Below are 26,338 nucleotides of genomic sequence, written 5' to 3'. Positions count from 1 at the left end.
AAGCAACGCATAAAAATGTACCTTTCCTTTTTAAATATCTTTTTGACAATAAACTGATACTTACGATACGTAAGTAAGTTTATTATCATAAGATACGCTCGTCAAGAAATCAGCTCGATTTAATTAACATAAACCAATTGGATTACTCAACTTTCAACCTTCATCTTTTTATGATTATAATCATATAGTAAATCCCTTTTTCGCACAATTCGCAACTACTCCCTTCAGTCAAGAAGAAGCAAAGCTCTATACATTGATTTTTCCCTTCATTTACTATATAATTTGACTGATTAGTCATATATATTAGAAAAAGATGACCAATAAGTCAAGGTGTACTCCCATACGTCCAGGAGGAAATTACGTGAAAGAAAAAGAAAAAATAATTATAGATTCTGCCATAAAATTTTTTGCTCAAAAGGGATTTTCTTCTACCTCAGTGCAAGAAATTGCCAGTGATTGCGGTATATCAAAAGGAGCCTTTTATTTATACTTTAAATCGAAAGACTCTCTTCTTTATACAATTATGCAATATTACTACGATGAATTGATTACCGCTATGGAAGAAATAAGTCAAAAGCGAATCCCTGCTCGTGAAAAATACATGGATCAACTTACCTTTATGTTTAATCATGCTTTAAAACACAAAGAATTTATTATTATGCAATCAAAAGAACAAGCTATTCCCTTAAATAATTCTATCAAAGATCTGTTAGTAAAAATGCAGTCAGAGCTTCAAAGTTATAATCTCAAAGGACTCCATTCTATTTACGGGGAAGAGAAAAAGCAATACCTTTTAGATTTGCTTATGATCCAAGATGGTCTTATTCATTCTTTTTTAAAACTTGTGATTTTAGAGCCTATAAATGTCTCAACAAGGGATATTTCCATCTACTTATTAAAAAGATTAGATTCCATCATAACGGATATGGACAAAAATAATGAGAATCCACTCTTTTCTACTTCTTTTCTAAAATATATCATTAAAAAGCCTAAAATTAACTTTATGGAACATGGTCATCAAGATATACTAGATGCTATCGCCTCTATCCAACGTAAGAGTGAGCATGTAGCGAATAAACAAGAGATAGAAATAACACTAGAAGTATTAATGACAGAGATTCATGCTGATGAACCAAGATTACCCATAATTAAAGGCATGCTCTCTAACTTGAACGACTATAAAAACTTTGAAGAAGAACAAAAAACAATTGCTTCATTTTATCATATCCAACTTTAAAAATATCCTGTTAAAAAACTTTCATTGATTATGAAAGTTTTTTTATTGGTCAATAATGCAAAGGATAACAACTAATAGGAGGTGTTTACTTTGCCTAATTCTATCCTTTCAAGATTTTTAAGATTACCATTAAGTATTCGTGTTTTATCGATTTCCCTAACTATTATTATCCTATTCGGTTGCTTTATCACATTAGTTGAACCAGAAACATTTCCCACTTTATTTGAAGGAATTTGGTGGGCTATTATTACTACCTCTACCGTTGGATACGGGGATTATGCTCCTATTACCGTTATTGGGAGAATAACCGGCATGCTATTAATCTTAACAGGAGTAGGATTTCTCTCTACCTATTTAGTAACATTGGCAACAGCAGCAGTAGCTAAACAAAACGCATATTTGGAAGGGAAAACCACTTATAGAGGACAAAACCACTTGATAATTGTCGGCTGGAATGAACGGTCCAAACTAATCATTCATTCCATCATTAAAGATCGCGAAAAGATTCCGATCACTTTAATCGATGAGTCCTTAGCAACAAATCCAGTTCCAGAAACTATTCATTTCGTAAAGGGAAATTCTAATTTAGATCATGTCCTGTTGAAAGCGAATATCATGACTGCTAGTAAGGTCATCTTAACAGCTGATCAAACCAAAGAAGAATTACAAGCAGATATGCACTCTATTTTGACTTTACTTGCTATTAAAGGACTAAACGCAAAAGTACCGTGCATCGTTGAAATACTTACTGCTGAACAAATACAAAATGCTAAAAGAGCTGGTGCCGATGAGATAATTGAAACAAACAGCCTTACGAGCTTTGTTATGCACAACAGCTTAAATTCACAAGATACGATGATTGCATTTTTAGAACTTTTGCATCAATTGAAGGATAAAAAGCTTCAGTTTATTCCTTTGAAAAATATTCAGGAAGAATTAGTTGATTATCTGACTTTAAACAATTTTTTATTAGCAGAGGGTAAATTACTATTAGGAGTCAAACGTGGGGACACTAGTTATCTAAATCCAAAGCCTTCATTTGAGTTTGAAGAAAAGGATGAGTTAATAATTATTACTTAGAAACCTAGTTAGCTGATGAGTACAGAAAGTAGTCATGAAAGCGGAGAAGAAAAATTCTTCTTTTAAAATTATGGTTTTTCGAGGCGGTCGCTCGCATAAGTTTATTTCGAGCTGCCCCCTCGAAAAACCAATTTTCCCTCTCTTTAAACAAGCCTTTATAACAACCTACTATGATTCTAAAAATATTTTACATGCTTCTATACATTCTTTACAAATTTCTGCACAATAATGACAATGACGATGGTCGTGTTTCTTACATTCATTTGCGCAATCCTCACAAACAGAAAGGCAAATTTCTGCAAATTCCTTTGCATATGGAGATTTTCTAATGATTGCCTGCTCTAAGTAACTACAAAATTGAATACATTCCCTATTCATATGAATACAATCAAGCATTGGTGCTACCCGCTCTTCCGCTAAGCATTCATTTAAGCAATGATTACAAACAATCATGCATTCCTGTAATGATTTAATCAATAATTGTTCTTTTTCAACAAGCATTCCTATTTCCTCCTTCTATTACCCCTTTCTCTTTATTTAACCTCTCTCAAAACCTTTAAACATCTTGGATTAAAAATGAATAGAGTTGTATATTTTCCTAAAAATTCAAAGAAAAATAAAAAAGCTGTCGAATACTCAAATACGAGTATATCGACAGCTCAATCTATTCTAACTTATAAACGACTTTCTAACTCTGCTTTTTTCTCTTCAAAGCCAGGTTTACCTAGTAAAGCAAACATATTTACTTTATATGCTTCAACCCCTGGTTGATCAAATGGATTTACGCCTAATAAATATCCACTTATCGCACAAGCTTTTTCGAAGAAATACACAAGATATCCAAATGTATATTCATTCATTTCTGGTATTGTTACAACTAGATTTGGCACACCGCCATCTGTATGTGCAAGTAACGTACCTTCAAATGCTTTATTATTAACAAAATCAACAGTTTGTCCAGCTAAGTAATTTAGTCCGTCTAAGTCATTTTCTTCTGCTTCGATAACTAATTCATGACGCGGTTTGTCAACTTTAACAATTGTTTCAAAAATATCGCGACGGCCTTCCTGCACATATTGTCCTAAGGAGTGAAGGTCGGTTGAGAAGTTAGCTGAAGAAGGATAAATACCTTTTTGGTCTTTCCCTTCACTTTCGCCAAACAATTGCTTCCACCACTCAGAGAAGTATTGCAATCCTGGCTCGTAGTTAATTAACATTTCAATTGTTTTTCCTTTGTTATAAAGAACGTTACGAACTGCAGCATATTGATAGGCAATGTTATTTTTTAATTCAGATGTACCGAAATCTGTTCTAGCTGCTGCTGCCCCTTCCATCATTGCTGTAATATCAGCGCCGCTGACAGCGATTGGTAATAAACCAACTGGTGTTAAAACAGAATAGCGTCCACCAACATCATCTGGGATAATAAATGATTCATAGCCCTCTTCTGTAGCTAGAGTTTTTAAAGCTCCTCTTGCTTTATCAGTAGTAGCATAAATTCTCTTTCTCGCTTCTTCTACTCCGTACTTTTGTTCCAGTAATTTACGGAAAATACGGAAAGCAATCGCCGGCTCTGTAGTTGTTCCAGACTTAGAAATAACATTAATAGAGAAATCTTTATCTCCAAGGAAGTCAATTACATCACTCATATAAGTGGAACTAATATCTTTTCCAATAAAGATAATTTGTGGTGTTTGTCTCTTTTCTTTTGATAAAGAATTATAGAAGCTATGATTTAACATTTCAATTGCAGCACGTGCTCCTAGGTAAGAACCACCAATACCGATTACAAGTAAAACCTCTGAGTCGCTTTTAATTTTTTCTGCTGCTTTTTGAATTCGCGCAAATTCTTCTTTATCATAATCTACAGGTAGATCAATCCATCCTAAAAAATCACTTCCTTGTCCAGTTTTTTCATGCAAGGAATGATGGGCAACTTTAACTGCATCTTCTAAATATGTAATTTCGTGCTCTCCAAAGAAACTTAATGCCTTTGAGTAATCAAAACGAACGTGTGTCATAAATGATCCTCCAATATATTTAATTTATACTCCTCTTCCACTTTATCGGAAGTAGAAAAAGTAATCAAGAAAGAACTTGGTATGAAAACGGATACAAACTATTTTTTTTTAATTTATTCACCAATTATTCCATTTCTTCTCTATTGCAGAAAGACGAACAAACAATTCATACGAACTGTTTGCTCGTCTTTCTGCATTTTTATAATGATGCTTTATAAATTGCTAAAACATCCTCTGCATCTAACATTTTAAATTGGCCAAATCCACCATTCGTCATTGCTTTTTCAACCATTAACTCCAGTTTACTATCATCAATGTCGTAATCAGCTAAACGAGAAGGTGCACCTAGCTCATTCCAGAATGCACGTAATTTCTCAATTCCTTCTAGACCAGCTTCTTCCGCTGTTTTTCCTTCTGGATCTACTCCAAATACGCGAACAGCTAATTGCTTAAAGCGTTCTGGTTTTACAGCTAAATTATGCTTCATCCAATTAGGGAAAAGAATAGCAAGTCCTCCACCATGGGGAATATCATATACTGCAGAAACTGCATGTTCAATGTTGTGGGTAGCCCAATCACCACGATATCCCATATTGAGCATACCATTAAGAGCCATCGTTCCACAATATAATATCGCAGCACGATATTCATAATTTTCTAAGTCATTTACAAGTTTAGGACCAAACTCTATGACCGTTTTCAATACAGATTCACACATATAATCTTGTAATTCTGTGTGTTCTTCTAAATGGAAATAATGTTCAAACACATGTGACATCATATCCACGATTCCATATATTGTTTGATCTTTAGGAACTGTATATGTATTTTCGGGATCTAAAATAGAAAATACCGGAAATGTAAATGGACTACCCCAGCCAACTTTCTCTTGTGTTTCCCAATTAGTAATAACAGAGCCAGAGTTCATTTCAGAACCAGTTGCCGCAAGTGTTAAAACTGTTCCAAACGGTAACGCTGCTTTAGGCGCTGCTTTTTTCGTGATGAATTCCCAAGGGTTCCCATCAAATTTAGCTCCTGCGGCAATGGCCTTGGTACAGTCAATAACACTTCCTCCACCAACTGCTAAAATGAAATCAATTCCTTCTGTCTTGCATATATCAACTCCACGTTGTACAGTAGTTAATCGAGGATTTGGCTCTACACCAGATAGTTCAAATACTTCTTTTCCATTTTCCTTTAAGATGGTCATTACATTATCATATAGACCGTTTCTTTTAATACTTCCTCCTCCGTACACTAAGAGGATTTTTTTGCCATAGGAAGCTAATTGATCTTTTAATTGTGCCAATTGCCCTTTACCAAAAATAAGTTTTGTCGGGTTATAAAAAATAAAGTTTTCCAAATGAATGCCTCCCATTCTGTTTTTACATTAGTAAAAAAAATACTAATTGTACGATTATTATTAATCAAACTTACAAGAAAATCAAAGGATTGAGCTTAGTGCTGGCAAATAGTATATGTTTTCTCCATCATTCATTATTCGTTTATTTTTCTAAATGTATACTTTCGTGAATTCTACTAAAAATAAGAAAGATTTCCACTATATTTTTAAGGAGGACATAAAATGAGCGTAATCCAAAGAATTGCATTAATATTAACGATTATAGGAGCAATAAATTGGGGATTAATAGGCTTCTTTCAATTTGATTTAGTGGCAACACTATTTGGCGGCCAAGGATCCGTTATTTCTCGTATTATTTACGGTTTAGTCGGAATTGCAGGTTTAATAAACCTTGGTTTATTATTTAAACCCTTTTCCGCTGCTGAAAGGGAGTCTATGCCAAAGACAGCTAGATAGATAAAAATGGATAAACAAAAATAAAGCCGAACAATTCCACTTGCTGATTGTTTGGCTTTTTTGTAAGGAATGATTTTTTTTAGAGTTATTTATTTAGTTTAGCCCTGGGCTATCCTCATTTAATACTTGCTTTATACGCTCTATCGCCCAATCTAACTCTTCCTTCGTAATCGTTAATGGTGGAGCAAAGCGAATGACAGAATCATGGGTTTCTTTGCATAACAATCCTACTTCTTTTAATTTTTCACAATAAGCTCTAGCCTCAACCTTTAATTCAACCCCTATAAACAATCCTCTTCCCCGTATTTCTTTTATAATTGGATTTGTTATTTCCGATAACTTTTGAAGAAAGTATTCGCCTAATTGCGCCGAACGATTGGTCAAATCCTCTTCTATGATTACATCTATAGCTGCAATTGATACAGCGCACGCCATTGGATTTCCTCCAAAGGTTGATCCATGAGAGCCTGGATTAAAAACACCTAATACATCTTTATCTGCCACAACACCTGAAATAGGAAAGACTCCTCCTCCAAGCGCTTTTCCTAAAATATACATATCTGGCACAATACCGTACCACTCACTCGCAAATAATTTACCTGTTCTTGACAGTCCTGTTTGAATTTCATCGGCAATAAACAAAACATTATTAGCCTTACATAGTTGATAGGCTTCTTCCATAAAACCTTGAGGTGGAATGATAATACCAGCCTCCCCCTGAATTGGTTCTACAATAAATGCCGCTGTATTTACTGTAATTGCTTCTTGTAATTGATCAATATCTCCATAGGGAATCGTTTTAACCCCCGGTAACAATGGTCCAAATCCGCGTTTATATTCTTCATCAGAGGAAAGAGAAACGGCTCCCAATGTTCTTCCATGAAAATTCCCCTCACACACAATGAGTTCTGCTTTGTCCTTTTCTATTCCTTTACGGTCATATCCCCATCTTCTTGCTGCTTTGATAGCAGTTTCTACGGCTTCAGCACCTGTATTCATCGGGAGGATCATCTCTTTTTTGGTTAGGGAGCTAATCTTTTCATACCAGGGACCTAATTGATCATGATGAAAAGCTCGAGAAGTCAAGGTTACACGATCCGCTTGTCTCTTCAATGCTTGAATTATTTTAGGATGGCGATGACCTTGGTTTAATGCTGAATAAGCACTTAGCATATCCATATATTTATTTCCTTCAGGATCAGTAATCCAGACACCTTCTGCTTCTGAAATGACAATTGGCAGTGGATTATAGTTTTTTGCTCCATATTTCTCCGACTGCTCCATTAGTGAGATAGATTTATTAACTTCATGTACCATTCAATCATCCTTTCCAATTTAATGTATAATGTAAGTAAATATCTATACTATTCACTTTAGCTGATTTTTCTACGGATGGATAGAATTTTATTTGTATTTTCTAAAAATTCATTCTTGGCATAATAAACCCTAACTTAGCCAAATTAGTTCTCCCTATGAAAACGCAAAAAAGGCTGCCCTATGTGTAATTCACATCGGACAGCCCTTTATAAAAAATTATTTTTTAATTAAATCGTCGCGGTTAGATTGATCAATCCACTCTTGTAATTTATCTTTTAACGTATTAAATCCTTGTACGTTTTCTGTTTCAACTACAGCAGCTGTTTGACGTTTAGGACGAGGTTTTTTTGCTTTAGCAGCTTCTGGTTGTGCTGGTGCTTCTTCTGTTGCACGGATAGAAAGACCAATTTTACCAGCATTTTCGTCAATGGAAAGAACTTTAACGTTCACTTCATCGCCAACTTTTAAAAACTCATTAATATCTTTTACATAACCATGGGTTACTTCTGAAATATGAACTAAACCTTGTGTATTTTCGTCTAAAGAAACAAACGCACCGTAAGGTTGAATACCTGTTACCTTTCCTTTAATAACACTTCCAACTTCAATTTTATCTGACATGAGAACACTCCTAATTGTTTATATTAATTTTCCTTTTATATGCATTATAAGATTATATCACAATATCGCCATATTTACAAAAGGATTTATTTCACTGTTATAATTCCCGTTAATCTTTTGCTTAAACTATGACTTTTACGAACCTGCTTAAATAAGAAAGAGGCATTTGAAAGGATGGGATTCCCATCTATTCGAAACACCTCTTTTAGCCTCTATTTAGAATATTTTTCGACAAAACGCTTCATTCGTTTCATAGCTTCTTGTAATTGTTGCAATGATGTAGCATAGGAACAACGAACGTGTCCTTCGCCACTTTCACCAAATACACTTCCTGGAACAACTGCTACTTTTTCTTCCATCAGCAGTCTTTCTGCGAATGTCTCAGCATTCATTTTTGTTGCTGTTATATTAGGAAACGCATAAAAAGCTCCACCAGGAATATGACAAGTTAACCCCATATCATTTAAAGATTGAACGATAAAATTCCTTCTGCGCCGGTAGCTTTTCTTCATTTCTTCCACATCGTTTTCACCACTTCTCAATGCTTCTAGTCCCGCATATTGAGCCATCGTTGGTGCACACATTAAACTATATTGATGAATCTTGAGCATTGCTTGAATTAATTCCTCTGGTCCACAAACAAACCCTAGTCTCCAGCCAGTCATGGCAAATCCTTTTGAAAAACCAGAAAGGAGAATAGTACGTTTCCACGCTCCCTCTATTGCTGCTGTACTTGTATATTCATCATCATAGCAAAGCTCTGCGTATATTTCATCGGAAAGAATAAGCAAGTCATGCTTTTCTGCTACTGCCACAATTGCTGCAAGCTCTTCTTGAGAAAGTGTGGATCCCGTAGGATTATTCGGCGAACAAATCATAATGGCTTTTGTTCGTTCCGTAATTACTTCTTCTAATTGAAAAGGCTTGATTTTAAAATCATTCTCCTTTAAGCTTTGAACCGCAATTGGAACCCCTCCTGCAAGCGTTACTAACGGTGCATAAGAAACGAAGCATGGTTCAACAACAATAACCTCTTCTCCTTGGTTCAGAATGGCTCGTAAAGCGATATCGATTGCCTGACTAGCTCCAACAGTTACAATGATTTCTGAAGATGGCTTATAGGATACCGCAAATCTTTTTTGCATATAATGACTAATTTCCTCTCGAAGCTCGATTAAGCCTGGATTCGCCGTATAAGAGGTATACCCTTGCTCTAGTGATAAAATCGCTGCCTCTCTTGTTGACCAAGAGGTAACAAAATCTGGCTCTCCTACCCCAAGGGAAATAACTCCTTCCATACCGGATGCTAAATCAAAAAATCTGCGTATTCCAGATGGTTTCATTTCCTCAACCTTTTGTGCAATATAACTTTTTGTTTGTTTCATTTACGGTGACACCACAATTCTTTTGTCTTCATCCGATGGTTCAAATATTGTTCCATCATGCTTATATTGTTTTAAAATAAAATGAGTCGTTGTTGAGATAACTGAATCCAATGTAGAAAGTTTTTCCGAAACAAATCTCGCTACTTCATTCATCGATTTGCCTTCAATAATAACTGATAAATCATATGCTCCGGACATTAAATATAATGATTTAACTTCTTTAAAGCGATAAATTCTTTGAGCAACCTCGTCAAAGCCTACCCCTCTTTTAGGTGTTACTTTAACGTCAATCATTGCAGTTACGCCTTCATGACCTTCCACTTTTGACCAATCTACTATAGATGTATAACGTACCACTACATTTACTTCTTCTAATTTGGCAATCATTTCTTTTGTCTTTTCTAAATCTTCCCCAATCATCTTAGCTATATCTTCATCAGAAATCCTTGCATCTTTTTCTAGAATTTCTGCAATTTCAATTTCTTTATTTGTTAATTTCATGTCCATCCTCCTGCTCGCCTTTTAAATATTCTCATTATATCAAATTATCACTAAATTTAATGTACTAATTTCATTTTTCAACAGCAAATTTGTATGCAATTTATTTGCTGTATTTTCTATATAAAGAAAAAATTTATTTGACTCTCTAAAAAGAGCAAGAACTGTTTCGTTTTAGCGATAAAAGTTTACGCGAGATTGCCATGCAATCCTCTAAAGGGAGTTTTTCTTCAAAAGAAAATTCAAAGATAGCTTGGATAGAAGCTGCCAGATCATCTTCCAAATCAACATCATGCATCGCTTGAAGAATATCCGCAATTTCAGTATCGTAATTGCCCTCTCCTATTGAAAATGGGTCCCATTCATTTAATAAACGCACACATTCAAAATTAATTTCCTGACTATTCATCCGTTGTCACCTTTCGTTCCATTTGTTCAAAAACCATTCTATCATATTTCCTTCTGAAGAAGATAACAGAAATAAAGAGCATCCCCTCCATTCTCACCATTTAAAAAGGTAAATTTTTATTGACAATTCAGTATTTTAGCTTTATTATTCATTTAGTGAAAATTCCATAATTACTTATCAAGAGAGATTGAGGGAACAGGCCCGATGACATCCAGCAACCTCCTTTCCTAAAGGAAGGTGCTAACTCCTGCAGAATGACTTATTCTGAAAGATAAGATCGGTATAATTAATACGATACTTCTTTCAAAATGAAAGAAGTTTTTTTTATTTCCCAGACTTAACGAAAGGAATTTTCGCCAATCTTAACTGATAAAGGTTTTAAAATAATGTTACAAAATATTGCCTTTTTGGCAAAGGGGGATAGTATTTTCTAATGATACAAGTAAATGATTTGGTCAAAATATATAAAACAAAAAAAGAACAAGTTATTGGTGTTGACCATGTTTCTTTATCAATTAAAAAAGGCGAAATATTTGGAATTGTCGGCTATAGCGGAGCTGGTAAAAGCTCTCTGCTTCGCTGTCTAAATTTATTAGAAAAGCCCACCAGTGGAGAAATTATCATCGATAATATTTCTTTAACAAAGTTAAATCAAAAGCAATTAAGAGCCGCTCGCTTAAAAATCGGCATGATTTTTCAACATTTTTACCTTGTTAGTAGTAAAACGGTATATGAAAATATTGCTTTTGCTCTTAAAGCAGCTAATTTACCTTCTAAGAAAATACATAAACGGGTATTAGAGTTGCTTGATATGGTGGGGCTGGCAGATAAGAAAGATGTCTTTCCTGCCCAATTAAGTGGAGGACAAAAGCAAAGAGTGGGAATCGCTAGAGCCCTTGCAAATAATCCAACCGTGCTTCTTTGTGATGAAGCAACGTCTGCACTTGATCCAACTACAACAAAATCCATTCTTGCGTTATTAAAAAAAATTAATAAGGAACTTGGTTTAACCATCGTTCTAATCACCCATGAAATGGAGGTTGTAAAAGATATTTGTGATCGAATGGCTGTCATGGAAGCAGGGAAGGTAGTGGAAGAAGGTTCAGTTTACGATATGTTTGCAAACCCAAAACAGGAGCTTACTAAAAACTTTGTAAATAGCATTCTTCAATTTGAATTACCTAACCACCTATTAGAAGAAAGAAAAGGGAAAATCATTAAGGTTACCTTTCAAGGTGCCATCGCGGAAGAGGGAATTATCTCGGACGCCTTTCAGCACTATCAGGTGAAGGGAAATATACTTCATGGAAAAATCGAATATATTCAAAATAATCCCCTTGGTATTTTTATCATGGAATTAACAGGGGAAGAAAATGAAATTGTAAAAGCGATACAGTATATTAAAGATCGCACCCAAAATGTGGAGGTGATATATCATGCCTCTTAGTCTGGATTGGAATTATTTGATCGAGTTACTTCCTGACTTAAATTCAGCGTTTTTTGAAACCTTATATATGGTTGGCATTTCTATTGTTGTGGCTATTATTGTGGGTTTACCGATCGGAATCCTCTTATTTGTAACAGATAAAGGATTGTTTCTCGAAAACACACTATTAAAAAACACGGTAGGCTTTGTTGTAAACATGGTGCGGTCTATCCCTTTCATTATCTTACTAATCGCCCTTTTACCATTGGCAAAATGGATTACTAACACAACGATTGGTCCTACTGCTGCTTCTGTTTCCCTATCTGTTGCTGCGATTCCTTTTTTTGCGAGAATAGTGGAACAAGCATTTCGCGAAATTGATAAAGGAGTTATTGAAGCTTCTGTCGCTATCGGTGCATCCCCATGGATGATTATCTGGCAAGTCTTGATACCAGAAGCAAGACCTGGAATTATTCAAGGAATCACTATTACCATTATCAATTTAATTGCCTATTCTGCTATGGCTGGAATAGTCGGCGGCGGCGGTGTAGGTGATCTTGCCATTCAATATGGCTATTATCGCTATGATAATACTGTCATGATTACGACTGTCGTTGTTCTCATTTGCTTGGTTCAAATCATTCAATTCTTTGGGGATAAAATATCCAAGACATTGGATAAGCGTTAATAATCACTTTAAGTTAATAGGAGGAAAAGACAATGAAAAAAATACTTATAGGAATTCTATTATTATTATCATTTACTGTACTTAGTGCTTGCGGACAAGACAAAAACAATGCAGATACAGGAGAGAAAAAGGAAATTAATATTGGTGCAACTTCTGGTCCCTATGCAGACATGGTTAAAAAGGCTATTAAACCTATTTTGGAAGAGAAAGGCTATAAAGTAGAAGTTACAGAGTTTACAGATTATGTGCAGCCAAATAAAGCACTAGCCGACGGTAGTATTGATGCGAATCTATTCCAACATAAAATTTATATGGAATCTTTTGCTCAACAAAATAACATAAAGTTATCTGAACTAATTTCTGTTCCAACTGCACCAATGGGTATTTATTCCAATAAATTTAAAAGTTTAGAAGAAATTGCAGATGGATCAACAATTGCTATCCCTAACGATCCGACCAATGCGGCGCGTGCTTTCTTAATTTTAGAAGAAGCAGGTTTAATTGAAATTGATCAAGCTGCTGATCCACTTACTGTATCTGAAAAAAATGTGACAAAGAATATAAAAAATCTAAAATTTGAAACAATTGAAGCGGCTCAATTACCTCGTGCAGTTGACAGTGTAGATTTATCCGCTGTACCAGGCAACTTCGCCCTAGCAGCAAAAATGAACTTATTAGACGCACTAAAACTAGAAAATATGCTTGATCAATATCGTAACCGTGTTGTTGTTAATACGAAAGATATCGACGCTCCTTTCGCTAAAGATATAAAAGCTGCTGTTGAGTCAGCAGAATTCGAAAAAGTAATTGATAAGGAATTCAAAGGCTTCGGTAAACCAGAGTGGATGAATTAAGAAACTGATTTTGCAGTTAGCGAGGTTTGTTGGGAATTTCCCCCCAACAAACCTCGCTCTTTTTTTATGCAAAACGAGTAACTAATGGAAGAAAAGGTCCTTTGTTAATTTTCTGATTATTAAAATAAAGTCACATATTCACCATATTTCTTTCACAAATTAGTCACACCTCTCCCCTCTACAACAGTGAACTGTGTGTTAATATAATGTTGTATTGTGAATCCATTCACAATACAACATAAAGAAGATTATAGGGGGAACTGATCATGAAAATTACACCAAAAGTTTTACTAGCTTCCATCTTAGCAGGAGCACTTTTAACTGCTTGTGGAAATACAGACACAGAACCAAAGAAAGAAGAGAAAAAAGCAGAGCAATCAGCTGATGTAGTAACAACAGCTTCCATCGTAAATGAAGCAGATCCACTAGTGAAAGCATTAAGTGCTGATGGAACTTGGATTGTTGCAACACTTCAAGATTTAAAAGTAGACAGTGATATCTTAGTAGCTGGTGAATTCCACGATAAAAATGATGCTGCTAATCCAATCTATCGTAAACTTGCTCTTTATACACAAGATGAAGACCATAATATTATTGATTCCTTCACTTTAACAGCTCCTAAAATGACTGTCCAAAGTGAAAATTTCAAAATCCAAGGTGGTACATTTGTTGGTGATGTTTATGTAGAAGCTAATGGGTTTACTGTTGATGCTACTGCAAAAGTTGACGGTAATGTTTATTACAAAAGTGATGCATTTAAATCTTCTGCTGTAATAGATGGCGAAGTAACTGGTGCACAAGAAGTAAAATAATAGCTTATAATACCTAGCTGGTGACTCAGCTAGGTATTTTTATATACTTTCTTCTACACTCCCATTCTTCCTCAACTAATGCTCTAATCAAATTGACAAAATTCCCTATAAATTAATTAACACAAATAGATTGACAATTTTCTAATTTAGGAATATCTTTTATATAAAAGTTGCATTAACGAAACTTTTTAAACCAAAGCAAAATTAGGTGAGAAAAATGGACAGAAATCGATCTTTAGAAAAAAATCATTCTAAATCAGCAAAAAGTGTGTTTAGCGAGGAAGTTAAAGGCTGGAAAAGAATCCTTCCTTTTTTAGGACCAGCATTCATTGCGGCAATTGCCTACATTGATCCAGGAAACTTCGCAACAAATATTGCTGCTGGATCAAAATATGGGTACTTATTATTATGGGTTATTCTTTTTTCAAATATAATGGCGTTAATTATTCAATCCTTATCAGCAAAATTAGGTATTGCTACTGGTAAAAATTTAGCAGAGGTAGCTCGAGAGGAATTTCCCAAGCCTGTGTCTATCGGTTTGTGGATACAAGGTGAGCTTGTCATTATGGCAACAGATTTAGCAGAGTTTATTGGTGCAGCACTTGGTATTTATCTTCTTTTTGGTATTCCTTTACTGGAAGCTAGTCTGATTGCTGCTGTTGGATCTTTTGCCATTCTTGAATTACAAAGACGGGGATACCGTTCTCTAGAAGCAGGAATTACTGGGATGCTTTTTATTGTTGTCCTTTCTTTTATTGTACAAATGTTCTTTGCGAAGCCAGATGTTCCATCTTTATTACACGGGTTATTCACTCCACAATTTGATGGATTAGATAGCGTAATTTTAGCTGCTGGTATCCTTGGAGCTACAGTAATGCCACATGCAATTTACTTACACTCTGCATTAACACAAAATAGAATTGTTGGGGAAACGGATAAAGAAAAAAAGCAAATTTTTCGCTTTGAATTTATCGATATCCTTATTGCCATGTTGATTGCAGGATTTATTAATGGAGCAATGCTTATCGTCTCTAGTGCATTATTCCATAAAAATGGATTATTTGTGGAAGATTTAGATGTAGCTTTTAACTATTTCGGACAGTTAGTAAATCCAATTTCAGCTACTTTATTTGGCCTAGGTTTATTAATTGCTGGATTATCCAGTTCATCTGTTGGAACGATGTCTGGAGATGTGATTATGCAGGGATTTATTCATTTTCGCATTCCATTATACGTAAGAAGATTTATTACAATGGTGCCCCCTATTGCTGTCATTGCATTAGGTATTAATCCAACAACTGCACTAGTAATAAGTCAAGTAATCTTATCATTTGGAATTGGTTTTGCTCTTATTCCATTAATAATGTTTACTAGTTCAAAACGTATTATGGGAAACCTGGTCAATACAAAATGGATTACAGTTATTTCTTGGGTTATGGCTATTTTAATTGTCGCTTTGAATATTTTTATTCTCGTACAAACATTTCAGTAAGACAAGGCGACTAAGATTCTTTTTCGTAAAAAAATAAACATTCAATCTCAAAAAGCCCAGAACAATTTTTCGTTTTTTTCCAGCACCTGAAAAATGAATCAATGAAAAAAACAGGAGACTCCAAAAGTCGCCTGTTTTTTTCTAGTATTATTTCTTTTTAATCGGTCCACATGCGATTCTTTCGCCTGAATCCCCTGCAGGTTGAGTCATTCCGTCATCTTGTTGTTCGGTAATAACGATTGAAGTCCCTTTTTTGCTGAATAATGAATTTTTTCCATCTCTAAGGGTTACTTGTGGTGCCATTAGCTCAGCTTTTGCAGTTCCATCTTCCTTTACCAAGATATTAGGTAAATCACCCGCATGGGCACCTTCTGGGTGAAGTAAACCATGTTCTTTATTATCTGGATTAAAGTGATTGCCTGCCGATTGAAAATCTGGAGCATCACATTTATTTGTTTCATGTATATGAATACCATGGATTCCTGGAGTTAGACCTTTTAAGTTTAAAGATAATTTTACTCCGTCAGCCTGCTCCTGCAATTTAATTGTTCCTAAAGAGTCTCCCACATCATTAAACATTTCTACCTCTGCTTTTGTCACTTCCCCCTCCGCACAGCCGGTTAGGAAAATGGTTATCAGCACTAATAAACTCAGTTTTTTCATCTTTTTTCCTCCATGGACGGTTTGGTATTAATATTTGAAAAAAGACTCCTTATTATGCAGTTATTCTCGTTTATCAAACTATAGCCTTTATGATACTATAAAAGGAAAGAAAATCTGGAGGGATTAGATTGTCAGAACTAGCTATCGGTTCCATCGTCACCGCCTTTTATAAAACTGGAAAATACATCGGGGAAATTACAGAGATTCGTCCTCAAAGTTATTTAGTACGGGTTCTTGCGGTCTTAAAGCATCCGATGCAAGGAGATTTGCATCAGCCAAAAGAGGCCATAGTTGATATTTTCCATGAAAGAAAAGCCCTTTCTTACCGAGAACAGATGAATGCTCCAAAGAAAATGGTCAAGCTATATAAAGAAGACTCCATTCCTTCTTATAATGATTCTCTACAAACTGCTATCGAAAAAATGCGTAAAGAGCTTCAAGAAGATGATTCTGCTTTCGCTATTCAAAGTTTAAAAAACTTGGAAATACTTAATGCAGAATACTATAAAATCGTTTAGATGAAAATAACAAAAAAGACGAGGAATGTATTCTTCGTCTTTTTTATGCAAACTTATTAAATAATTTAGACATATCAATTAAGTCTCCAATGGTTGGTTGATTAGATTTCCCCAAGTACTTCTTATCTTGCTCAACGAGTTTAAAAATATGATAAGTGGTTAAGGCATCATCTAAAGCACGATGATGTTTCCCAGTTCCCTCTCTGCCATATTCCCTAACTGCTTTCCATAAGCCTGTTTGGTTTTTATCACCAAAAAACCGCTTATATTCCATCGATAAATCAACTTCTTTACAAGATAGTATAAAGGGAAGTTGTGCTTTATGACAATTATCCTTTAGCACTTTCATATCCATGTTTCCCCATGTAACAATAATATTTTGGTATCCGTTACAAATTGCCTCAAGCTTTTTCATTAGATCGTATAAAGATATCCCGTTATTTACTTGTTCTTGTGAAATATGTAGAAAAGATTTGCATCTCCTTGAAAGGGTTGAAAACTTACGGGGTACTACATATGAAGAAAACTGTTCCCTTATGGTATCACCAACAACGGCTACTATACCAACCTCAATAATTTCTGGATAAAACCCCTTAAACTTACTACTTTTCTCTGGCATGGTGAATTCAAAGTCAATAAATAAATACTGTTGCTTTTCCATTCTTTCACCTTCTTTTTTATCGATATTTCACATGAATCATCCTGTCTAAACCGTTCTTCCTTCTATTCATCTCGATAAGCTAGCTGTTATATATATATCTATATTATAACAGAATATCACTTAACCTTTTTAATTTTCTGTATTTTATCTTTATTTTTTTTCATTAATTTATCAGATCCATTTATTGATTCTATGCAGAAATGCAACGTAAAAAGCTACAGGATGGCTCTCCTTTTTAAATATAGTTTGGGAATACGAAAGACTGCTTCCATTTGGATATTTACGAAATAAACAAGTTTTCCCCTTACACATATTTTTCCTTCTACTGCAGAACATAAAAAAAGAACAACCATTAATAAACGGCTGTCCCTTTTCGCTGCATTATTCTTCTGCGATTATCCTGATATATTCTCTTGGTTGAAAAGGAATCATCGTTTCATCAAAAAAAGGAGAGTTTGCCTCTTCTATGAAAAGAAGTTCCTCCAGTGAATAAAACTCTCTTTTTTGGAAGTTGTCCAATAAAATTCCAACAAAAAGACCTAGAGAAAATAGACATATGGAAATATAGACCTTTGTTTTTAAATGCATGTATATACCACCTCACCATTAGTTTGAGCAAAAAGGTGGGTGTTTTACACAAAAAAATAAAAAAATTTTTCCTATTTTAGACCATGTTTCTACCTATTTAATAGAAAGGTTGATCCTTAACTTAATTTCTTGTTTCCTGTATGCAGAGCGTTTTTTTTTGCGTTATACTTTAACATGTTCAGTCATTTTCAAGCGTTTATTTAGAAAAGATTAAGGAGGGGTTAAATTGTCTATACTTCACTGGGTTGTACTTGCACCATTTTTATACACCCTATTAATACCTATCACATTTAAATTTATGAAAAAAATACATACTGGATGGTTTGTTCTTCCACTTCCTTTGCTATTGTTTATTTATTTTTGCCGAAACATTGGGACAACCTCAAATTTACATACAAAAGTAGAATCAATCCCATGGATTCCATCACTAGGAATTGATTTTGCCGTAAAATTAGACGGTCTCGGCATGCTATTTGCATTATTAATAACTGGAATCGGTTCTCTTGTTATTCTCTATTCCATTTATTATTTGGATAAAAACAAAGAGAAGGTCAATCATTTCTATGTATATCTTCTATTATTCATGGGAGCAATGCTCGGTGTTGTCTTATCTGATAATCTCATTGTGCTTTATATGTTCTGGGAAATTACCAGTATTTCTTCGTTTCTTTTAATAGGTTTTTGGAATAATCGAAGTAACTCGCGATATGGCGCAATCAAATCAATGGTTGTTACCGTATTTGGTGGTCTTTCCTTATTAGCAGGAATTGTTCTACTTTACCTAATGACCGGATCCTTTACTATTTCAGAAATAATTACTTCTGTTCAACAAGATTCTATTATGTCTCATCCATTATTTATTTTAGGGATGATTTGTATCTTACTTGGTGCATTTACAAAATCTGCCCAATTTCCATTCCATATTTGGCTGCCTGATGCAATGGAAGCTCCAACACCTGTCAGCAGTTATTTGCATTCCGCTACAATGGTTAAAGCTGGTATATATCTTGTGGCCCGTTTAAGTCCTGTCTTTGCAGTGTCTGGTTATTGGCTGTGGATTGTATCACTTGTCGGGATTGTTACTCTAATATATGGATCTTTTATGGCAATAAAACAAGTAGACTTAAAAGGTCTTCTAGCATACTCAACAATCAGTCAGCTCGGAATGATTATGTCTTTACTAGGGATTGGAGCTGCTGGTGTCCACTATGACAATGAAAGTGTTTATTACATTGCCACAGCTGCTGCAATCTTCCATCTTGTCAACCATGCAACCTTTAAAGGAAGTTTGTTTATGATGGTTGGAATTGTTGATCATGAAACTGGGACAAGAGATATTCGTCGTTTAGGCGGCCTGATGAAGATTATGCCAATCACATTTGCTATCGCATTAATTGGCTCGCTGTCTATGGCTGGTATCCCGCCATTTAATGGATTTCTGAGCAAAGAGATGTTCTTTGCAAGTATGTTAAATATTCTTGACTTCCAAATGTTTAACCTAAATACGTGGGGAGTTCTATTACCTGTCATTGCATGGATCGGCAGTATCTTTACATTTGTTTATTGCATGATTCTTGTATTTAAGACTTTCACTGGAAAATACCAACCAGAAAAATTATCGGCTAAACCACATGAAGCACCAATGGGTATGCTTATTTCACCCATTATCTTAGTATCCCTTGTTGTCATATTTGGATTATTTCCTGGGCTTCTAACCAATACCATTCTTTCTCCTGCTATTACATCTATTTATGGCGGAGGCGTTTATGATCTGCATATCTATCACTGGCATGGATTTGAACCTGAGTTATTTATGACGATTGGGGTCATTGTGTTTGGAATAATTCTCTATTTAACTGTAGGAAAATGGTCTGTTATCTATCAAGCCATTCCTATTATTTGGAATCGAATATATGATTGGTTATTTGGCGAAACAGAAAATGGATTTAACAAGCTGACAAACAGATATATGACAGGTTCCTTGCGTACCTATCTCATTTATATCTTTTCTTTCTTTATTCTAATCCTTTCTTACACTCTATTTATAAAGGATGGCTTTACAATAAACACTTCCCGACTAGCACCAATTGGTGGATATGAAGTCGTGCTGTCGCTTGTTCTGGTGATTTCCACCATCGCTATATTATTCGCTAAATCTCGTTTGACTTCTATTATTCTTTTAGGAGCAGTCGGATATACCGTATCATTATTTTACGTAGTATTTCGCGCACCTGATCTTGCTTTAACACAATTAGTTATTGAAACAGTTTCCGTTGCTTTATTCTTATTGTGTTTTTACCATTTACCTAGAAATGCTAGAAAAAAGGAAAGTATTCCTTTCAAATTATCCAATGCAATCATTTCTGTACTAGTTGGACTCGTAGTGATGATCATTGCGATTGCCTCCTATAGCACGAAACTATTCGATTCCATTTCTCAATTTTATGTGGAGAATACGTATACAAAAGCGGCAGGAGAAAACATGGTAAATGTTATCTTAGTGGATTTCAGGGGTTTTGATACACTTTTTGAAATTACAGTACTAGCTATTGCTGCTATTGGTATTTATTCGATGATCACTTTGAGAATGGGAGGAAAGAAAAATGAAAATAAATAATTTAGTTTTACAAACCATTACAAAAGTCATTGTTTTTTTAATACTCCTCTATGCAGTTGATCTCTTTTTTGCTGGTCACTATACGCCAGGCGGAGGCTTTATCGGTGGATTAATGGCAAGTGGAGCAATAGTTCTATTGCTGATAGCTTATGATTTAAAATTAGTAAAGAAAATCTTTCCGGTTAATTTTATCTATGTTACTGCAATAGGATTGCTGATAAGCACTTTAACAGGAATGATTGGCGTATTAAATGACAAACCATTTTTAACGCACTTTTTTAATAAACATGCTCACTTGCCTTTATTAGGAGAAACGTCCCTTCACACTGCTGCACTGTTTGATCTTGGGGTTTTCTTAGTAGTAGTGGGAGTTACAATGACCATTATTCAAACGATTGGAGAGGATGACTAATGGAATTCTTAATGGCATTCATTATCGGCATTTTATTTATGTGTGCGACGTATTTAATTCTTTCTAAGAGTCTATTGCGCATTATTATCGGAACTGGCCTTCTTAGCCATGGGGTTCATTTACTAATATTAACGATGGGTGGCTTAAAGAAAGGTGCTGCGCCACTCTTAGGGCAGCATGCTGACAGTTATTCTGACCCGTTACCCCAAGCATTAATATTAACTGCGATTGTTATTAGCTTTGGTGTCACTTCCTTCTTATTAGTACTTGCCTACAGAACTTATCAAGAATTAGGGACTGATAATCTGGAGAAATTGAGAGGGAAAAAGCATGAGTAACTTAATTCTATTTCCAATTTTAATTCCTTTACTCACAGGAATCATTTTGATTTTCTTTTATAAGAAGACCATCTTACAACGGATTATTTCCTTATTGAGCACTAGTGTTTCGATTATAATTGTGCTATTTATGATAGATAAAATCAAAAATGAGGGAATTCAAACAGTAAATTTAAGTAATTGGGATGCTCCGTTTGGGATAACGATTGTAGCAGATATGGTATCAGCACTTCTAGTGTTAACAACAAATATAATCGCCTTTTGTTGTATCCTCTACTCCTTTAAGGGAATCGATAGAGAAAGAGAAAATTACTTTTATTACGCTATGATTCAATTTCTCTTAGTTGGTGTTATTGGTGCGTTTTCAACTGGCGATATCTTTAACTTGTTTGTATTTTTTGAAGTAATGTTAATGGCTTCCTATGTACTACTTGTTCTTGGAAATACAAAAATTCAATTAAGAGAAACAGTAAAATATATTATTGTAAATGTTGTCGCTTCCGCACTCTTCGTTATTGCCGTTGCCTATTTTTATTCTGTTGTTGGAACTTTAAACATGGCGTCTATTTCAGAGCGAATCAGTGAAGTGGGTGGATCAGGCATATTAACGGTCATAGCTGTCCTGTTCTTAATCGTCTTTGGATTAAAAGGGGCTCTCTTCCCGTTATTTTTCTGGCTTCCAGGATCTTATTATGCCGCTCCCATACCGATACTTGCATTATTTGGAGCGTTATTAACAAAAGTTGGAGTTTATTCGATTGCCCGGACGTACTCCCTCTTCTTCTATGAGGATTCTTATGTCTTTACATTATTAGGCATCCTGTCTCTTCTAACCATTATTTTAGGAGCAATTGGAGCAATTGCCTATAATGATGTCAAAAAAATTATTATTTATAATATCGTTACGGCAATTGGTGTTATCTTGTATGGATTCTCTATTTTTAATAGCACTTCCTTAAATGGAGCGATTTTCTACCTTTTACATGACATGATTATTAAAGGAGCGCTGTTTCTATTAATTGGAATCATGATTTATATTACTGGAACTAGCAATTTAAAATATATGAGTGGCTTGATGAAGAAATACCCTTTACTGACTTGGACCTTCTTTCTTGCCGCACTTAGCCTTGCAGGTATTCCGCCATTAAGTGGATTTATTGGTAAATTACTCATTATTCAAGGAGCCTTTGAAGAAAGGAATTATATGGGAAGTTTTATTGTTGTGCTATCGAGTCTCCTCGTATTACTATCTGTTATCAAGATATTTGTTAAAGGTTTTTGGGGAGAGGAATCAGATAATATTACTATAAAGTCTATAAAAACACTTTTACTACCCGGGTGTATACTAGTCCTTCTTTCCTGTCTAATCGGAATTGGCACAGAGATGATCTCACCATATATTTCACTCGCTGTTGAAAGTTTATTGCAACCGGAAAACTATATCCATGCCGTATTAAAGGAGTGATGACAATGGCATTTCAATTATTATTAAATTTTGTAATCAGTTTTATTTGGATGTTTCTGAAAGGCTCCTTCGCTCCAGATACGTTTCTAATCGGGTTTATTATCGGATTGATTCTTATATTTATTACAAGAAGATTTTTCTCCGATAAGTTTTATTTATATCGAGTTGTTTCTATATTAAAACTTTTAGGTATTTTTCTAAGAGAATTAGTACTTTCCAATATCGCTGTGTTAAAAATCATTCTTCGGCCAAGGTTAAAAGTAACGCCGGGTATTTTTGCCCTAGAAACCGATTTAAGGAAAGACTGGGAAATAACGATACTTTGTAATCTTATCACGCTCACACCTGGAACGCTTGTAGTGGATATTTCAGAAGATAATAAAATCCTATATATTCATGCAATGGATATTAGCGATAAAGAGGCCGCTATCAGCAGTATTAAAAATAGCTTTGAAAAAGCCATACAAGAGGTGAGTATTTGATGTTCCAGACCATTATGCATATATCTTTATTTATTGTTTCTATCTCGACGATTTTATTTATTTATCGAGTCGTAAAGGGACCTTCTACTCCCGATAGAGTAGTCGCTCTAGATGCTATCGGAATCAACCTTGTTGCGATTACTGCTATTTTATCAATAGTGTTAAAAACTTCGGCCTTTTTGGAAGTTATTCTTCTCATTGGTATTTTAGCCTTTATTGGTACGGTAGCTTTTTCTAAGTATCTGGAGAAAGGAGTAATAATCGAAAATGACCGAGACAATCATTAACATTATTATAGCCATTCTTATTCTCTTAGGATCCTTATTAAGTCTAGTTGCAAGCATTGGCGTATTAAGATTACCAGATGTGTATACAAGAAGTCACGCAGCGTCTAAATCCGCAACTCTAGGAGTCATGTTTATCCTTCTTGGTGCTTGTCTCTATTTTTTTCAGTCGGAACAAATTTTTAATTCTCGTTTAATTCTTGCAATCGCCTTTATTTTCTTAACATCTCCAGTTGCGGGACAACTTATTATTCGCTCTGCTTATAACAGAAAAATACCAATGGCAGATGAAACGATAAGAGATGATTTAAAAGAAGCGAGAGACGCTGCTGCGAAAAGCAAATAAAACCATCATTTCCCTGCAGACCCAATGTAATGCAGGATAAGCTTTCAAACAAAAGCAAATAATATTCCTGTCCTGTCATTGGACTAATACAGAACAGGAGTACAATAAAATGAAAAATATACGTGAAGGATTAATCCCTACTGTTCTTGGAACAGCCGTTACAACTGCCGGCATTGCCATGAAGAAAAATCGTAAAGTCGATTCCATGATTTCCAATACAGTCTTTGGATTTGGACTAGCACATGTCGTCTTAGGAACAATTGATCTAATCGAACACCGTAATAAGTTTTAGTATTAAACAAAACATCTTAAAGTTCTGCACACTTTAAAGACTTGATATCCAAACAGGATCTTTTTTCCTTTTGTGATTTCAAGTCTTTTTCTTATTCATAAATTCCCTTGATAAGGAATAGTATATAAGAAATAAGATTATGCATGAAAGGAATGGCTACTATGTACCACGCTCGATATTATCATCGTAAAATCCCTACTTTAGCAGCATTCCACCCATATCTTCATTATCCTCTCTATTTTCGAGAACTCCCAGAAGCGAATCCTTCTAAACTCATCGACTCTGCTAAGGATACCCTATCTTTATTGCCTGATGTAGAAACCTGTTTAAAAAAATTAGCTAACTCTCCTGACTTTTCCAAAAATCTCATGAATGCCGCTCAATTATCTAAAACGGAAACAGTAGAGCAATTAATTAAGTCAATTGGTGTAAAAGAAACCCCTACAGTAGCCTATACTCCTGATGGGATCACATTAAATTTCGACCATAAAAATAAACCACCCTATTGCTGCTTCTTATCTGTTCAATTGAGATGGCGTTAGCATTTTTAAATTGTTCATAAAAGATTATTTCAGGCGGTATATCATACTGCCTGAAATAATCCGATAAAGAATAAGTGAATTTTATTTTTCTTAAATGCTTTGTGTCAAGATTATAATCCTTGCAAGCATTGCTATATAATGAATTGTACCTTTTTACCAAAAACAGCTATTCTTCCATCCAGCTGATGAATTTTTTAGTAATAAGGATACGGTCCATATGGTCCCGGAGCAAACGGAGCTGGACCAAACGGAACAGGGCCGTATGGGACAGGACCATAAAATGGTCTTGGTCTAACTAAAGCTCCTCCTATTACTCCTCCTAATAAACCACCCACAAAGGGTGCTGCAAACCAGGCTCTTGAATCTTGTTGTGGATATTGATACTGATAAGGGTATCCATACATTCTTCAACATTACCTCCACTCTCATTTTAGACTTATTTCTTTTCTCTATTTTCTATGCGAATGTCCCTCTTTTGGACTGGGCTATCGCCTTATATGGCTAAATTTCTAGAAATAATAGAATAAATGCTTTTTTGTTGATAAAAAAAGGCAGGATAGGCATAGGTAATTCCATTAATTTATTCACGCTTAGGTCATTGCTTGTCTATACTATATGGAATAGATGTCGCAGGAGGAATGGTAAAGAAAATGAATTCACTTTTTGATTTCACGAATAAGACGGCAATTATCTCAGGGGGGAGTCGAGGGTTAGGAGAACAAATGGCTAAAACACTAGGTGAAGCTGGAGCTAATATTGTCATTTGTTCCAGAAACTTAGAACAGTGTACAAAAACTGCTGCTAAATTACAAGATAAAGGGATAAAGGTATTAGCCCTTCCATGCGATGTATCCAAAAAAGAGGATATAGACCATGTTATTAGTCAAACAATCGCCAAATTCCAAACAATAGATATCTTAATTAATAACAGCGGAACTTCCTGGATGGCACCTTTTCTTGATTATCCCGAAGAGAAATGGGATAAAGTACTGGATGTTAATCTCAAAGGCTCTTTTTTATTTTCACAGGCAGCTGCAAAAAAAATGGTAGAACAAAAAAAGGGAAAAATAATTAATATTTCTTCTGTTACTGCATTTAACGGAACTCCGCCACACTTATTAGATGCAATCGCGTATAACACTAGTAAAGGGGCACTCATTACATTAACCAAAGAATTAGCTATTAAGTTAGCTCGATATAATATCCAAGTAAATGCGATTGCGCCAGGATTTTTCCCTACAAGTATTACGACTAGCTTAGAAGATTATAAAAAACAAATTACTGCTGGAATTCCAGCAAGGCGCTTAGGGGAATTAAGTGATTTAGATGGAATTATTCTGCTCTTGGCTGGAGAATCTTCCAATTATATCACTGGACAAACAATTGCCATTGATGGTGGACTTTCCTCCAGTTTATAAAAAAGTGAGTCTTTAAATAGACTTTAGGATGTTCACTAAAAAAGAAAAGAAAG

Annotated in this window: 31 protein-coding genes and 1 riboswitch; of the genes, 19 read left to right on the top strand and 12 right to left on the bottom strand. The window is 34.9% G+C overall.

Annotated elements, in window-relative coordinates; all coding sequences use genetic code 11:
• The first annotated feature begins 361 nt into the window (after positions 1–361).
• Both NiCM35_RS07380 and NiCM35_RS07375 read left to right on the top strand, forming a co-directional pair.
• The gene (locus tag NiCM35_RS07380; protein ID WP_164464113.1) at positions 362–1,237 is read left to right on the top strand and encodes a TetR/AcrR family transcriptional regulator; all 876 of its coding nucleotides are present in this window, start codon (positions 362–364) and stop codon (positions 1,235–1,237) included.
• An 81-nt stretch (positions 1,238–1,318) separates the two neighbouring features.
• Complete coding sequence (locus tag NiCM35_RS07375) at positions 1,319–2,317, top strand: potassium channel family protein (protein ID WP_433779054.1); 999 nt, start codon at positions 1,319–1,321, stop codon at positions 2,315–2,317.
• A 168-nt stretch (positions 2,318–2,485) separates the two neighbouring features.
• Here the strand turns inward: NiCM35_RS07375 and NiCM35_RS07370 are convergent, their stop codons facing one another.
• The 3 genes from NiCM35_RS07370 to NiCM35_RS07360 all read right to left on the bottom strand — a co-directional run bounded on the left by NiCM35_RS07370 (position 2,486) and on the right by NiCM35_RS07360 (position 5,701).
• The gene (locus NiCM35_RS07370) at positions 2,486–2,818 is read right to left on the bottom strand and encodes a four-helix bundle copper-binding protein (protein WP_095330588.1); all 333 of its coding nucleotides are present in this window, start codon (positions 2,816–2,818) and stop codon (positions 2,486–2,488) included.
• A gap of 173 nt (positions 2,819–2,991) precedes the next feature.
• Positions 2,992–4,338: a glucose-6-phosphate isomerase gene (locus NiCM35_RS07365; RefSeq protein WP_095330586.1), complete on the bottom strand. Its 1,347-nt coding sequence runs from the start codon at positions 4,336–4,338 to the stop codon at positions 2,992–2,994.
• 199 nt (positions 4,339–4,537) lie between these two features.
• Positions 4,538–5,701: an iron-containing alcohol dehydrogenase gene (locus NiCM35_RS07360; RefSeq protein WP_095330584.1), complete on the bottom strand. Its 1,164-nt coding sequence runs from the start codon at positions 5,699–5,701 to the stop codon at positions 4,538–4,540.
• A 222-nt stretch (positions 5,702–5,923) separates the two neighbouring features.
• Here NiCM35_RS07360 and NiCM35_RS07355 point away from each other — a divergent pair, with 222 nt between their 5' ends.
• Entirely contained in the window at positions 5,924–6,157 is a 234-nt protein-coding gene (locus NiCM35_RS07355; RefSeq protein WP_095330582.1) for a DUF378 domain-containing protein, read from the top strand.
• 93 nt (positions 6,158–6,250) lie between these two features.
• On the opposite strand, the gene NiCM35_RS07350 is transcribed toward NiCM35_RS07355, so the two are convergent.
• The 5 genes from NiCM35_RS07350 to NiCM35_RS07330 form a co-directional block, all read right to left on the bottom strand.
• Complete coding sequence (locus tag NiCM35_RS07350) at positions 6,251–7,474, bottom strand: ornithine--oxo-acid transaminase (protein ID WP_095330580.1); 1,224 nt, start codon at positions 7,472–7,474, stop codon at positions 6,251–6,253.
• Between the two features lie 216 nt (positions 7,475–7,690).
• Positions 7,691–8,095, bottom strand: a complete 405-nt coding sequence (gene yugI, locus NiCM35_RS07345) for a S1 domain-containing post-transcriptional regulator GSP13 (protein WP_095330578.1) — start codon at positions 8,093–8,095, stop codon at positions 7,691–7,693.
• A gap of 212 nt (positions 8,096–8,307) precedes the next feature.
• Positions 8,308–9,480: an aminotransferase gene (locus NiCM35_RS07340; RefSeq protein WP_095330576.1), complete on the bottom strand. Its 1,173-nt coding sequence runs from the start codon at positions 9,478–9,480 to the stop codon at positions 8,308–8,310.
• Positions 9,481–9,981: an Lrp/AsnC family transcriptional regulator gene (locus NiCM35_RS07335; RefSeq protein WP_123258119.1), complete on the bottom strand. Its 501-nt coding sequence runs from the start codon at positions 9,979–9,981 to the stop codon at positions 9,481–9,483. It lies immediately after the preceding gene.
• A 145-nt stretch (positions 9,982–10,126) separates the two neighbouring features.
• The gene (locus NiCM35_RS07330; protein WP_095330572.1) at positions 10,127–10,387 is read right to left on the bottom strand and encodes a DUF1871 family protein; all 261 of its coding nucleotides are present in this window, start codon (positions 10,385–10,387) and stop codon (positions 10,127–10,129) included.
• 171 nt (positions 10,388–10,558) lie between these two features.
• Positions 10,559–10,665: riboswitch (SAM riboswitch) on the top strand.
• 155 nt (positions 10,666–10,820) lie between these two features.
• Here NiCM35_RS07330 and NiCM35_RS07325 point away from each other — a divergent pair.
• The 5 genes from NiCM35_RS07325 to NiCM35_RS07305 all read left to right on the top strand — a co-directional run bounded on the left by NiCM35_RS07325 (position 10,821) and on the right by NiCM35_RS07305 (position 15,659).
• On the top strand, positions 10,821–11,834 hold the full coding sequence (locus tag NiCM35_RS07325) for a methionine ABC transporter ATP-binding protein (protein ID WP_095330570.1): 1,014 nt from the start codon (positions 10,821–10,823) through the stop codon (positions 11,832–11,834).
• Positions 11,824–12,501, top strand: a complete 678-nt coding sequence (locus NiCM35_RS07320) for a methionine ABC transporter permease (RefSeq protein ID WP_061799039.1) — start codon at positions 11,824–11,826, stop codon at positions 12,499–12,501. The genes NiCM35_RS07325 and NiCM35_RS07320 overlap by 11 nt, the downstream gene beginning before the upstream one ends.
• 32 nt (positions 12,502–12,533) lie before the next feature.
• On the top strand, positions 12,534–13,355 hold the full coding sequence (locus NiCM35_RS07315; protein WP_095330568.1) for a MetQ/NlpA family ABC transporter substrate-binding protein: 822 nt from the start codon (positions 12,534–12,536) through the stop codon (positions 13,353–13,355).
• Positions 13,356–13,621: 266 nt separating this feature from the next.
• Positions 13,622–14,167, top strand: a complete 546-nt coding sequence (locus tag NiCM35_RS07310) for a polymer-forming cytoskeletal protein (RefSeq protein ID WP_095330566.1) — start codon at positions 13,622–13,624, stop codon at positions 14,165–14,167.
• Positions 14,168–14,384: 217 nt separating this feature from the next.
• Complete coding sequence (locus tag NiCM35_RS07305) at positions 14,385–15,659, top strand: Nramp family divalent metal transporter (RefSeq protein WP_095330565.1); 1,275 nt, start codon at positions 14,385–14,387, stop codon at positions 15,657–15,659.
• Positions 15,660–15,806: 147 nt separating this feature from the next.
• On the opposite strand, the gene NiCM35_RS07300 is transcribed toward NiCM35_RS07305, so the two are convergent.
• Positions 15,807–16,322: a superoxide dismutase family protein gene (locus tag NiCM35_RS07300; RefSeq protein ID WP_095330563.1), complete on the bottom strand. Its 516-nt coding sequence runs from the start codon at positions 16,320–16,322 to the stop codon at positions 15,807–15,809.
• Positions 16,323–16,450: 128 nt separating this feature from the next.
• Here NiCM35_RS07300 and kapB point away from each other — a divergent pair, with 128 nt between their 5' ends.
• Positions 16,451–16,840, top strand: a complete 390-nt coding sequence (gene kapB, locus NiCM35_RS07295) for a kinase-associated lipoprotein KapB (protein WP_047942213.1) — start codon at positions 16,451–16,453, stop codon at positions 16,838–16,840.
• Positions 16,841–16,883: 43 nt separating this feature from the next.
• Here the strand turns inward: kapB and kapD are convergent, their stop codons facing one another.
• Together kapD and NiCM35_RS07285 are read right to left on the bottom strand one after the other, a co-directional pair.
• Positions 16,884–17,501 (bottom strand): 3'-5' exonuclease KapD, encoded by a 618-nt coding sequence (gene kapD, locus NiCM35_RS07290; protein ID WP_047942214.1) that lies wholly within the window; start codon positions 17,499–17,501, stop codon positions 16,884–16,886.
• Positions 17,502–17,882: 381 nt separating this feature from the next.
• A complete protein-coding gene (locus tag NiCM35_RS07285) occupies positions 17,883–18,089 on the bottom strand; it encodes a hypothetical protein (protein WP_095330561.1) in 207 nt (68 codons plus the stop codon).
• Between the two features lie 226 nt (positions 18,090–18,315).
• On the opposite strand from NiCM35_RS07285, the gene NiCM35_RS07280 reads away from it, so the two are divergent.
• From NiCM35_RS07280 to NiCM35_RS07240, 9 genes are all read left to right on the top strand, one after another.
• Positions 18,316–20,706 carry a Na+/H+ antiporter subunit A gene (locus tag NiCM35_RS07280; protein WP_163187782.1) on the top strand — a complete coding sequence of 797 codons (2,391 nt, stop codon included), beginning with the start codon at positions 18,316–18,318 and terminating at the stop codon, positions 20,704–20,706.
• Positions 20,693–21,118, top strand: a complete 426-nt coding sequence (locus NiCM35_RS07275; RefSeq protein ID WP_095330557.1) for a Na(+)/H(+) antiporter subunit B — start codon at positions 20,693–20,695, stop codon at positions 21,116–21,118. The genes NiCM35_RS07280 and NiCM35_RS07275 overlap by 14 nt, the downstream gene beginning before the upstream one ends.
• On the top strand, positions 21,118–21,456 hold the full coding sequence (locus NiCM35_RS07270) for a Na(+)/H(+) antiporter subunit C (RefSeq protein WP_047942219.1): 339 nt from the start codon (positions 21,118–21,120) through the stop codon (positions 21,454–21,456). The genes NiCM35_RS07275 and NiCM35_RS07270 overlap by 1 nt, the downstream gene beginning before the upstream one ends.
• Entirely contained in the window at positions 21,449–22,921 is a 1,473-nt protein-coding gene (locus NiCM35_RS07265) for a Na+/H+ antiporter subunit D (RefSeq protein WP_095330555.1), read from the top strand. Before NiCM35_RS07270 ends, NiCM35_RS07265 begins: the two co-directional genes overlap by 8 nt.
• Before the next feature lie 5 nt (positions 22,922–22,926).
• Positions 22,927–23,403 carry a Na+/H+ antiporter subunit E gene (locus tag NiCM35_RS07260; RefSeq protein ID WP_095330553.1) on the top strand — a complete coding sequence of 159 codons (477 nt, stop codon included), beginning with the start codon at positions 22,927–22,929 and terminating at the stop codon, positions 23,401–23,403.
• Positions 23,403–23,690 carry a Na(+)/H(+) antiporter subunit F1 gene (locus NiCM35_RS07255; protein WP_095330551.1) on the top strand — a complete coding sequence of 96 codons (288 nt, stop codon included), beginning with the start codon at positions 23,403–23,405 and terminating at the stop codon, positions 23,688–23,690. Before NiCM35_RS07260 ends, NiCM35_RS07255 begins: the two co-directional genes overlap by 1 nt.
• Positions 23,671–24,033, top strand: a complete 363-nt coding sequence (mnhG, locus tag NiCM35_RS07250; protein ID WP_163187786.1) for a monovalent cation/H(+) antiporter subunit G — start codon at positions 23,671–23,673, stop codon at positions 24,031–24,033. The genes NiCM35_RS07255 and mnhG overlap by 20 nt, the downstream gene beginning before the upstream one ends.
• A gap of 109 nt (positions 24,034–24,142) precedes the next feature.
• Positions 24,143–24,325 (top strand): asparagine synthase, encoded by a 183-nt coding sequence (locus NiCM35_RS07245; protein ID WP_095330548.1) that lies wholly within the window; start codon positions 24,143–24,145, stop codon positions 24,323–24,325.
• A gap of 161 nt (positions 24,326–24,486) precedes the next feature.
• A complete protein-coding gene (locus NiCM35_RS07240; protein ID WP_095330546.1) occupies positions 24,487–24,867 on the top strand; it encodes a YuzC family spore coat inner layer protein in 381 nt (126 codons plus the stop codon).
• 194 nt (positions 24,868–25,061) lie between these two features.
• Here the strand turns inward: NiCM35_RS07240 and NiCM35_RS07235 are convergent, their stop codons facing one another.
• The gene (locus NiCM35_RS07235; RefSeq protein WP_095330544.1) at positions 25,062–25,271 is read right to left on the bottom strand and encodes a hypothetical protein; all 210 of its coding nucleotides are present in this window, start codon (positions 25,269–25,271) and stop codon (positions 25,062–25,064) included.
• Between the two features lie 246 nt (positions 25,272–25,517).
• Here NiCM35_RS07235 and NiCM35_RS07230 point away from each other — a divergent pair, with 246 nt between their 5' ends.
• The gene (locus tag NiCM35_RS07230; protein ID WP_095330531.1) at positions 25,518–26,285 is read left to right on the top strand and encodes a glucose 1-dehydrogenase; all 768 of its coding nucleotides are present in this window, start codon (positions 25,518–25,520) and stop codon (positions 26,283–26,285) included.
• Positions 26,286–26,338 lie beyond the last annotated feature (53 nt).

It is taken from the genome of Niallia sp. M35 (genome assembly GCF_050971705.1).
Taxonomy (GTDB): Bacteria; Bacillota; Bacilli; order Bacillales; family Cytobacillaceae; genus Niallia; species Niallia circulans_A.
The sequence above is the reverse complement of the archived record's forward strand: the minus strand, read 5'-3'. Positions and strand labels throughout refer to the sequence as shown.